This is a genomic window from Sphaerisporangium sp. NPDC088356 (assembly GCF_040685555.1).
In the GTDB taxonomy this organism is placed as follows: domain Bacteria; phylum Actinomycetota; class Actinomycetes; order Streptosporangiales; family Streptosporangiaceae; genus Sphaerisporangium.
Window position 1 is genome coordinate 1 of sequence record NZ_JBFBIK010000184.1, and the last position, 9,233, is coordinate 9,233.

7 protein-coding genes are annotated in these 9,233 nt (G+C 69.7%); 3 read left to right on the forward strand and 4 right to left on the reverse strand.

All coding sequences use genetic code 11. The annotated features are described in order from the left end of the window. The first annotated feature begins 111 nt into the window (after positions 1-111). From AB0O34_RS34895 to AB0O34_RS34905, 3 genes are read left to right on the forward strand one after another with little or no spacing between them, the layout of a single operon-like run. The gene (locus tag AB0O34_RS34895) at positions 112-1,077 is read left to right on the forward strand and encodes a sugar ABC transporter permease (RefSeq protein WP_363922936.1); all 966 of its coding nucleotides are present in this window, start codon (positions 112-114) and stop codon (positions 1,075-1,077) included. Then, complete coding sequence (locus tag AB0O34_RS34900) at positions 1,074-1,892, forward strand: carbohydrate ABC transporter permease (RefSeq protein ID WP_363922938.1); 819 nt, start codon at positions 1,074-1,076, stop codon at positions 1,890-1,892. The genes AB0O34_RS34895 and AB0O34_RS34900 overlap by 4 nt, the downstream gene beginning before the upstream one ends. Before the next feature lie 33 nt (positions 1,893-1,925). After that, the gene (locus AB0O34_RS34905) at positions 1,926-3,635 is read left to right on the forward strand and encodes a trehalase family glycosidase (RefSeq protein WP_363922940.1); all 1,710 of its coding nucleotides are present in this window, start codon (positions 1,926-1,928) and stop codon (positions 3,633-3,635) included. Between the two features lie 107 nt (positions 3,636-3,742). Here the strand turns inward: AB0O34_RS34905 and AB0O34_RS34910 are convergent, their stop codons facing one another. The 4 genes from AB0O34_RS34910 to AB0O34_RS34925 form a co-directional block, all read right to left on the reverse strand. Then, positions 3,743-5,194 carry an arabinofuranosidase catalytic domain-containing protein gene (locus AB0O34_RS34910; RefSeq protein ID WP_363922942.1) on the reverse strand — a complete coding sequence of 484 codons (1,452 nt, stop codon included), beginning with the start codon at positions 5,192-5,194 and terminating at the stop codon, positions 3,743-3,745. A 54-nt stretch (positions 5,195-5,248) separates the two neighbouring features. Beyond that, positions 5,249-7,129 (reverse strand): ricin-type beta-trefoil lectin domain protein, encoded by a 1,881-nt coding sequence (locus AB0O34_RS34915; RefSeq protein WP_363922944.1) that lies wholly within the window; start codon positions 7,127-7,129, stop codon positions 5,249-5,251. A 351-nt stretch (positions 7,130-7,480) separates the two neighbouring features. Then, entirely contained in the window at positions 7,481-9,016 is a 1,536-nt protein-coding gene (locus AB0O34_RS34920; protein ID WP_363922946.1) for an arabinofuranosidase catalytic domain-containing protein, read from the reverse strand. Positions 9,017-9,100: 84 nt separating this feature from the next. Continuing rightward, positions 9,101-9,220: an RICIN domain-containing protein gene (locus AB0O34_RS34925; protein ID WP_363922948.1), complete on the reverse strand. Its 120-nt coding sequence runs from the start codon at positions 9,218-9,220 to the stop codon at positions 9,101-9,103. Positions 9,221-9,233: the final 13 nt, after the last annotated feature.

A 9,233-nucleotide genomic window follows, 5' to 3' on the forward strand; every position in this document is an offset into this window, starting at 1 on the left:
GGGGCGCGGTGCAGGCGGCGCTGAGCGGGTCGAAGAGCGCGCAAGAGGCGATGACCGCCGCGCAGGCCGCGGCGGCGAGCGCCACGCAGTAGGAATCCGGACGACACGAGTATGAGTCGAGTGACACAGGCGCCGCCCCCCACCGCCGCCCGTCCGGCACCGGCGGCGGGCGGGGGTCGCCGGGCGGCATCGCGGCCCCGGTCCGGCCAGTGGGCGGCATGGGCCTTCCTGGCGCCGGTGGTCGTCTACCTGCTGGTGTTCTACGCCTACCCGTTGTACCGCAACGTCGAGCTGAGCCTGCGGCACTACACGGTGCGCTCCTTCGTCCAGGGGGACGCGCCCTTCACCGGGCTCGCCAACTACGCCCAGGTTGTGGGCGACGCGACCTTCGGACCCGCCCTGTGGCACACGGCGGTGTTCACGCTGGTGTCGCTGGCCTTCCAGTTCACCATCGGGCTCGCCCTGGCCTTGTTCTTCGTCAGGAACTTCCGGTTGTCGGCCATCTTGCGCGCGCTGTTCCTGGTGCCGTGGCTGCTGCCGCTCATCGTGTCGTCCTCCACCTGGTCGTGGATGCTCAACAGCGACTCCGGCGTCGTCAACGCCGTGCTGGGCGCGTTCGGCGTCGGACCGATCCACTGGCTCACCTCGCCCGACTGGTCCCTGTGGTCGGTCACCCTGGCCAACATCTGGATCGGCATCCCGTTCAACCTGGTGGTGTTGTACTCGGGTCTCCAGGCCATCGACCCGGCCATCCACGAGGCGGCCGAGCTGGACGGCGCGGCCGGCTGGCAGCGGTTCTGGAGGGTCACCTTCCCCCTGCTGCGCCCGGTGTCGGCGGTCACGCTGCTGCTGGGGCTGGTCTACACGCTGAAGGTGTTCGACATCATCTGGATCATGACCAGGGGCGGACCGAGCGGCTCCTCCACCACGTTCGCCACCTGGTCCTACCGGCTGGGGTTCGGCAACCTGTTGCCGGCGTTCGGTCCCGGGGCGGCGGTCGGCAACCTGCTGATCGTGATGGCCCTGTTCTTCGGACTGATCTACATCCGTGTGCAGCGAAGGCAGACCCTCTCATGACGGACGCGCGCAGGTGGGGCAAGACGGCGATCGGGCTGGTGCTGACCGGCGTGATGCTGTTCCCCGTCTACTGGATGGTCAACGTGTCCTTCACGCGCGACCAGGACATGCGCAAGAGCCCGCCTTCCTGGTTCCCCGCCGATGGCACCCTGGAGGGCTACCGGGCCGCCCTGGACCAGCAGTTGCCCTATCTGGGGATCAGCCTGCTGGTGGGCCTGGGCACGGTGGCGCTGACCCTGCTGGTCGCGACGCCCGCCGCGTACTCGCTGGCGAAGCTGCGGCCGCGCGGCGGCGGGACGCTGAGCTTCGTCCTGCTGGTCGCGCAGATGATCCCGGGGATCATCATGGCGATGGGGTTCTACGCCATCTTCCTCAACGTCGGCATGCTCAACACGATCCTCGGACTGATCGTGGCCGACTCCACGCTGGCCGTGCCGTTCGCCGTGCTGATCCTCACCACGTTCATGTCCGGGATCCCGGCGGAGCTGATGCAGGCGGCACGGGTGGACGGGGCGGGAACCGTGCGGACCTTCTGGTCGATCGTCGTGCCGGTCAGCCGCAACTCCCTCATCACGGTGTCGCTGTTCGCGTTCCTGTGGGCCTGGTCGGACTTCGTTTTCGCCAGCACCCTGGACCAGGGCGGCGACCACCAGCCGATCACGCTCGGCATCTACCACTACATCGGCAACAACAACCAGCAGTGGAACGCCATCATGGCCACCGCCGTGATCGCGTCCATCCCCACGGCCGTCCTGCTCGTCATCGCACAGCGGTACGTCGCCGCAGGTGTCACCGCGGGCGCGGTGAAGAGCTGACTGGCCTCCTCTCCCCAGAAGGGCCCTCACTTCATGACCGTCGCCGCCGGCCCGGTGTTCTCCCCGCGGGAAATCCCGTTCAGCTTCCGCGGATCCTGGTTCGACCTCTCTCCGGTGATCGGCGAGAAGGCCTACGCGCAGGACGTGCACCTGGTGTCACACCAGACCGGCATGCATCCGATCCTGCGGCTGATCCCCACCGCGAAGGGCGCCCGCACCGAGACGGCCATCACCGCCGCACCGCAGCGGCTCACCTGGGCCCGTGACGCCGGCCGGATCGACGCCGCCTACGAGAGCCCCGACACGGTGCGGATGCGCGGCGTGGGCCTCGGTCTGCGCCTGCTGGCGGCCGACGCGGTCCTGACACCGTTCAGCGGCCCGTACTTCTACCAGGATCCCGGCGACGGCTCGTGGGTCTTCACCCTGTACCAGACCGGGCGCCGCTACCGCGTCACGCTCCTGGAGGGCCGGGTCGCCGAATACCTCGGCGCACAGGTGCTGGGCACGGCCGTGCGCGGCGTCGTGATACCCGGCGACGACGGGCCGTGGGAGATCGCCATCGAGGAGTACGAGACCGCCCGCGCCCCCTACACGCGCGAGAACGACTTCGAGCAGGTGGTCTCGGCCGCGCGGGCCGACTTCGACGCCTTCCGCGACGCCGTGGCGCCCTGGCGCGGTGATCGGACGCCCACCGCGGAGCTGGCGGCCTACGTCCTGTGGTCGGCCACCGTGCGTCCGGCGGGGTTCGTCACCCGACCGGCGGTGCTGATGTCCAAGCACTGGATGGACAAGGTGTGGAGCTGGGACCACTGCTTCAACGCCATCGCCCTCGCGGACGGCCTGCCGGACCTGGCGTGGGACCAGTTCCACCTGGTGTTCGACCACCAGGACGCCGCCGGCGCGCTGCCCGACTCCGTCACACACTCCGAGGTCCTCCACAACTTCGTCAAGCCGCCCATCCACGGCTGGGCCCTGCGGAATGTGGACCCGTCGCACGAACGCGAACCGGCCGAGGTCTATCGCCGGCTGGAGCGGTGGACGTCCTTCTGGCTGACCCACCGGCGCGTCCCCGGGCACGAGCTCGCCCATTACCAGCACGGCAACGACAGCGGCTGGGACAATGCCACCACCTTCGACTGCGAGCGCGTCGTCGAGACGGCCGACCTGGCCGCCTTTCTCGTCCTCCAGATGCGCGAGCTCGCCCGGCTGGCCGCCGGGCTCGACCGGCCCGCGGACTCGGCTCACTGGTCGCGGGCGGCCGACCGCATGCGCGACGCGCTGCTCGCCGAGCTGTGGACCGTCGACCGGTTCGTCGCCCGGAGCGCGTATTCCGGACGCACCTGGTCCAGCTCCAGCCTGCTCGACCTGATGCCGATCGTGCTGGGGGAGGAACTGCCCGAAGCGGTCCGCGCGTCGCTGGCGAGCGGCATCGAGGCGCACCTGACCGCGTTCGGGCTCGCCACGGAGCTGACCACGTCCCCGCACTACCAGGACGACGGGTACTGGCGGGGGCCCATCTGGGCGCCCTCGACCGTCCTGATCGAGGACGGGCTCCGCCGCGCCGGATACCCGAAGCTGGCCGACGAGATCAGCGCGCGCTTCCGTATCCTGTGCGAGAAGTCGGGGTTCGCGGAGAACTTCGACGCCCGCAGCGGCGCCGGGCTCCGCGACCGCGCCTACACGTGGACGGCGAGCGCGTACCTCATCCTCGCCGCCGCCCACGAGCGCCGCAACGGATCCTGAGGGACGCCTTCCCGGGGATGCGGGCGGGGTCGATTCCCCAGGGCGACGGGCCCGGCGGCGAGAAAGCTCTCCCCGCCGGGCCACGCGCGCCGGCTGTTGCCCGCGGGTCAGGAGCGCAGGCTCCAGGACTGGTTGGCGCCGCCGTTGCAGGACCACAGGATGAGCTTGGTGCCGTTGGCCGTTCCGGCCGCGTTGGCGTCCAGGCACAACCCGGACTGCACTCCAGTGATGGAGCCGTTGGCGTTGACGTTCCACTGCTGGTTGGTCTGGCCGTTGCAGTCCCAGATGATCACCTGGGTGCCGTTGGCGGTGCCGTGGTTGCTGGCGTCCAGGCACTTGTTGCCGTACACCTGCAACTGCTTGCCCGAGGTGTAGGTGAACCGCTGGTTGGTGCCGCTGCCACAGTCCCACAGCTGCGCCTGGGTGCCGTTGGTGGTGCTGGAGTTCGGCACGTCGACGCACCGGCCGGACTGGCCGCCCACGATCTGCTGCCCGCCTCCGCCGCCCGTCGACGATCCGTACCCGGCGGCGGTGATGCTGGCCTGGACGGCGTTCTCGGTGTCGGCCGACGGATAGCCGGACGTCAGCACGCCCTCGAAGAAGGTGCCGCGCCCGGAGACGCTGTTGTCGCCGCCGATGCCGAGCAGGATGGCGCCTTCCTTCTTCATCGGGTTGTAGCCGTTGGGGCGCCGACCGTCGAAGTAGGTCGTCAGGCCGCCCGACTGCGCGTCGCCGCCCCGGATCGCCCAGTGGTTCGGCTCGCCCTTGACGATGGCCGTGACGAAACGGTGGTTGATCGACGCGATGTTGTTGTAGCCCGCGTTCACTCCGGAGAAGAGTCCCCACTCCAGGTCGGCCATGATCCAGGGACCGGCTCCGGCCCCGTAGCCCCACTGTTTGTCGGCGCCGAAGTAGACGGTCTCCATGATGGCGGGTGCGTCGGCCTGGCCGTCCGTCTGCGCGTTGCCGTAGTCGAAGCAGCACCACTGGTTGTAGTGCGTACCGTCGACGACGGCGTAGATGCCCTCGGGCTGGTCACCGGTCGCCACACCGTTGGTGTTGTTGTTGCGGTAGCCGGTGCCGGGCTCCACGCGCACACCGTACGCCTTCTGGCCGGCGATGGTGATCGGGGCCGCCTTGGCGTCGGCGAGGTTGTCCCATCCGCCCGCGGCCGGACCCTTCCAGTAGCCGGGCGGCGCCTGGGTGAGCCGGTTGTTGCGTCCGGACTGGTCGTAGATGATGGTGATCACGCAGTTCGTGCCGGAACAGAACGCGTCCTGGGTCGCGGCGTTGGCGACTCCGCCCGCGCTCAGGACCCCGACGTCCCGGGTGGTGTTGTCCGACGAGCGCCTGACCTGATACAGCGGGCCGTTGTAGGTGGCGTACAGCGCTCGGGTGGTGCTGTGCGCCGCCACACACGGCGTGCCGCCCGCGGCGTAGATGTCACATGGCAGTGACGCCGCGGCCTGGGCGGCGCCGCCGCCGGTCAGGCAGGCGGCGGTGGCGATCAACGCGCTCGCACCGGCCGCCAGTGCCCTTCTCAGGCTTGCGAGGGGCATGATGTCTCCTTCTGTCGAAGCGCGTACGGGTCACCGCCGCCTGCGATCACGGGGTCAGCTCTTGGTCCACTTCTGGCTGGTCGTGCCGGTGCAGGACCACAGCTGCACCTTGGTGCCGTTCGCGGTGCCGAAGTTGCTCGCCTCCACGCACAGGCCCGACTGCACACCGGTGATCGTGCCGTCGCTGTTGACGTTCCACTGCTGGTTGGGCTGGCCGTTGCAGTCCCAGATGATCACCTGTGTGCCGTTGGTGGTGCCCTGCCCGTTGGCGTCCAGGCACTTGTTGCCGTACACCTGCAACTGCTTGCCGGAGGTCAGGGTCCACTGCTGGTTGGCGCCGGTGCCGCAGTCCCACAGCTGGAGCTGGGTGCCGTTGGTGGTGGTCGCGTTCGGCACGTCCAGGCACCGGCCGGCGTTGACGTTGCGCAGCACCGACGTCGACCCGTTGCCGGTGCCGGGGTCGGACGACGGGGGCAGCAGCGTGATGGTGAAGGAGTCGTCGACGGCGGAGTGCGGCAGGTTGACCGTCGTGCCGTTGCCGGACAGGGTCACCACGGAGTTCTGCACGGTGACCGGGCCCGTGACGGCGCCGCCGCCGTTGTAGGGGATGCGCTCGGTGAGGACCCGCACCTGGTTGTTCTGCACGATGCCGCTGGTGGTGTCCAGGCGCTGGAGGTTGACGGCGATGTTGCCGGTCGTGGTGCCGCCGCCGACCAGGATCTTGGCGTTCCCGGTCGCCTTGGTGGCGAACGCGTCGTAGTTGGCGCTGGGGGTGACCGAGGCGATCTGCCCGGTCTGCGAGCCGTAGAAGCGGTAGGCCCACCACTCACCCTTCGGCTGGTACTGGCCGGAGGAGTTGTGGACGAGCAGGTTGCCCAGGTCGTTGTGCAGGTTGTTCCCGCCCGCCCAGTTGGCGCGCAGGCCGTCGGCGCCGGCCCTTTCGAGGCGTGCGATGTACCAGGACCCGTCGGCGGGATTCTGCTCGTTGGACGCCCCGTACTCGTTGATCTGGTACGGGCGCGAGTGCGGGATGCCGCGGGAGTTCAGCGTGGTGTTCGCGGTCGCCACGTTCGTCACCGGGTCGCCGGGCAGGGAGTGCCAGCTCACGATGTCGGGCACCACGTTGTTGGCCTTGACGTAGTCGAGGTACTGGGTCCACCAGCCGCTGGTGGACGGCACGCCGGCCAGGCTCGGGCCCACGATCGGCTGTGACGGGAACGCGGCCCTGACGCGCTGGTAGGTGCGCCGCCACAGCTCGAAGTACTGGGACTGCGGGCGGTTCCAGAACGTCGTGATGTTGGGCTCGTTCCACAGGTCCCACTGCACGGGGGCGCCGGTCGCCCGTACGTCGTTGATCAGGCGGGTGAGGAAGTTGTCGTAGTCGGTCCAGCTGCCGTTGTCGCCGGGGAAGCGCGAGATCGGGTAGCCGTCGGCGCCCCACAGGTCATGGACGAGCAGGACGAACTCGCCGCCCAGCGACCGGGTACGCAGCAGCTGGGCGCGGGTGGCGTTCCACCGGCGGTCGTACTTGCCCGACACCCAGCCGCCCGGGCTGTCGAGCTGTGCCCCGCCGGCGCGCATGTACCGGAACTTGACGTCGGTGTAGAAGTGGTCGGGCGGGCCCGAGGCGTCCTCGGTCATGCCGTAGATCCAGCCGGAGGCCCGGTAGGTCGGAGAGCCGCCGCCGGCGGAGAAGTCGACGGTGATGGACTGGTCCGCGGCCTGGGCCGGGGTGGCGGTCGCCACGACGGGCCCGGCGACGAGCGCGGCGACGGCGAGGAAGGCGGTGAGCCCGCGGCGGCGTCCGCGCCGGCCGCCGGGTGCGGCGCCGGCACGTGACTCCACGGCCACGGGCGAGTGGGACGGGTGGACGAGAGGCGCTGGTGGTGTGGACCGCCACCGGCGAGCTCGGCGGACGACGTCGCCGACGTTCATCTCGGACTCCTTCACTAGGGGGTGCTGTGCGCCCATGTGAGCTGCTCGGCTTCATGGGCGGGGGGCATTTCATCCCAGGATGTCCTGCGTCGAATCGATTCGAACGCAGCCTAGGTCTCGGCCACGAGGGATGTCAATGGCGTGTCAGAGACGTGAAGACGCGGTTTCCACGCCCGTTCCCGTGCTTTCCGAACCCCTTTCCCGGGCTCTTTCCGCACGCCCGAAGGCCGGCCGACGGGTTCGCGACGAACCGGTCGACCGGCGTTCGAGCCGGTGCGGGCCCCGCCCGCGTGGTGGGGGAGCGGGGCCCACAGGTCAAGCAGGTCAAGCAGGTCAAGCGGGTCGAGCAGGTCAGCGGTAGCCGGCGGCCACCACGTTGGCCTGCACCGCGTTCTCGGTGGCGTCGGACGGGTAACCCGCGACCATGGCTCCTTCGTAGAAGGTCCCCGCGCTGAGGTTGGCGCCGCCGTCGGGCTTGCAGCAGTCACCGCCGCTTCCGAGGATGATGGCCCCCTGCTTCTTCATGGGGTTGTATCCCGGGGGAAGCGAGCCGTCGTAAAGGGTGTACAGGCCGCCCGACTGCGCGTCGCTGCCCTTCATCGCGAATCGCGAGGTCCCGTTGTTCTTGAGGGTCGCGGTGACGAACTTGCTGGTGAAGGCCCGCTGGTTGGGGTTCCAGGACTGGCTCCCGCCGGGGAACAGCCCCCACTCCAGGTCCGCCTGAACCCAGGGACCGGATCCCGAGCATCCGCCGAACCAGCACTGCTTGCTGAAGTTGATCGCGTCCATCGCCCCGGCGGCGTCGGCCTTGCGCGTGGTCTCGCTGTTGCCGTAGTCGAAGCAGCAGCCGCTGTTGACGTGCGTGCCGCTGGTGACCATGTACATGCCCTCAGGCGCGGTGCCGGTCGGCACGCCCGTCAGGTGACCGTCCCGCCAGTAGCTGTTGCCGGGGTTGATGTACAGCGAGTACGCCTTGTTGCCACCGGCGGTCAGCGACTCGGACGTCGCGGTCGCGGGCCTGCTCTGGGGCGAGCCGGGAACCACGCTCGATCCCTGGTACCACAGGTCGTTCCCTCGCCCGGACTGGTCGTAGACGACGGTGACGACGCAGGAGGTGCCCGAGCAGAACGAGTCCTGGGCCGCGGCGTTGGCGTAGCCGCCCGCGGCCAGCACGCCGATGTTCCTGGTCCCGTTGTCGGAGGAGCGCCTGACCTGGTACAGGTTGCCGTTGTAGGAACCGAAGAGCGCCCGCACCATGCTGTGCGCGGCCACGCACGGCGTACCGCCCGAGGCGTAGATGTCACACGGGCGCGAGCCGGCCGGGACCGTGGGCGTCACCGTCGGGGTCGGGCTCGGGCTCGCGGTGGTGTTCCACCGCTGGTTGGCCTGCCCGTTGCAGGTCCACAGGATGACGGCGGTGCCGTTGGCGGTGCCGGCCTGGTTGACGTCCAGGCACAGGCCCGACTGGGTGCCGGTGATGGAGCCGTCGGAGTTCTGCCGCCACTTCTGGTTGGCCTGTCCGTTGCACGACCAGATGATCACCTGCGTGCCGGGCGCGGTCTGGTTGCCGTACGCGTCCACGCACCGCGTGCCGTTCAGCGTCCGCAGCTCTCCCGCCGAGGTGAACTCGAACGCCTGGTTGGCCTGACCGCTGCAGTCCCAGATGTCCAGCGTGGTGCCGGTGGTGTCGACGTTGCCCTTCACGTCGAGGCAGCGTCCGGAAGCGGCGCTCACCAACGGCGCCGCCGCGGCCGACGCGGGTGACGTCCAGGTCAGCGTGGCCGCCAGCACCGTGGCCAGCGCGGCGACCACGGATGCGGCGACGGCCGCCGGTGAGCGCCGCCGACGGACGGCGGGATCCCGCGGGGGGACGGATGAATGCTGCATTGCTCTCCTCTTGGGGGGTGAACCGGCGTCACCTGCACGCCGGGGCACGGGGGCGGTCGCCCACCCCCGGCGAACGTCCGTATGTCAGCTGCGGGTCCAGCGTTGGTTGCTGCCGGCGTTGCACGACCAGATGGCGAGTTTGGTGCCGTTGGCGGTGGCGTTGTTGGGCACGTCCAGGCACTTGTTCGCGCCGACGGCGGTGATGGTGCCGTCGGAG

Excerpts from the sequence above, each read along its gene's own strand:
- AB0O34_RS34900 (WP_363922938.1), top strand. The coding sequence starts at position 1,074 with ATGACGGACGCGCGCAGGTGGGGCAAGACGGCGATCGGGCTGGTGCTG.
- AB0O34_RS34920 (WP_363922946.1), bottom strand. The coding sequence starts at position 9,016 with ATGCAGCATTCATCCGTCCCCCCGCGGGATCCCGCCGTCCGTCGGCGG.
- AB0O34_RS34910 (WP_363922942.1), bottom strand. The coding sequence starts at position 5,194 with ATGCCCCTCGCAAGCCTGAGAAGGGCACTGGCGGCCGGTGCGAGCGCG.
- AB0O34_RS34915 (WP_363922944.1), bottom strand. The coding sequence starts at position 7,129 with ATGAACGTCGGCGACGTCGTCCGCCGAGCTCGCCGGTGGCGGTCCACA.
- AB0O34_RS34905 (WP_363922940.1), top strand. The coding sequence starts at position 1,926 with ATGACCGTCGCCGCCGGCCCGGTGTTCTCCCCGCGGGAAATCCCGTTC.
- AB0O34_RS34895 (WP_363922936.1), top strand. The coding sequence starts at position 112 with ATGAGTCGAGTGACACAGGCGCCGCCCCCCACCGCCGCCCGTCCGGCA.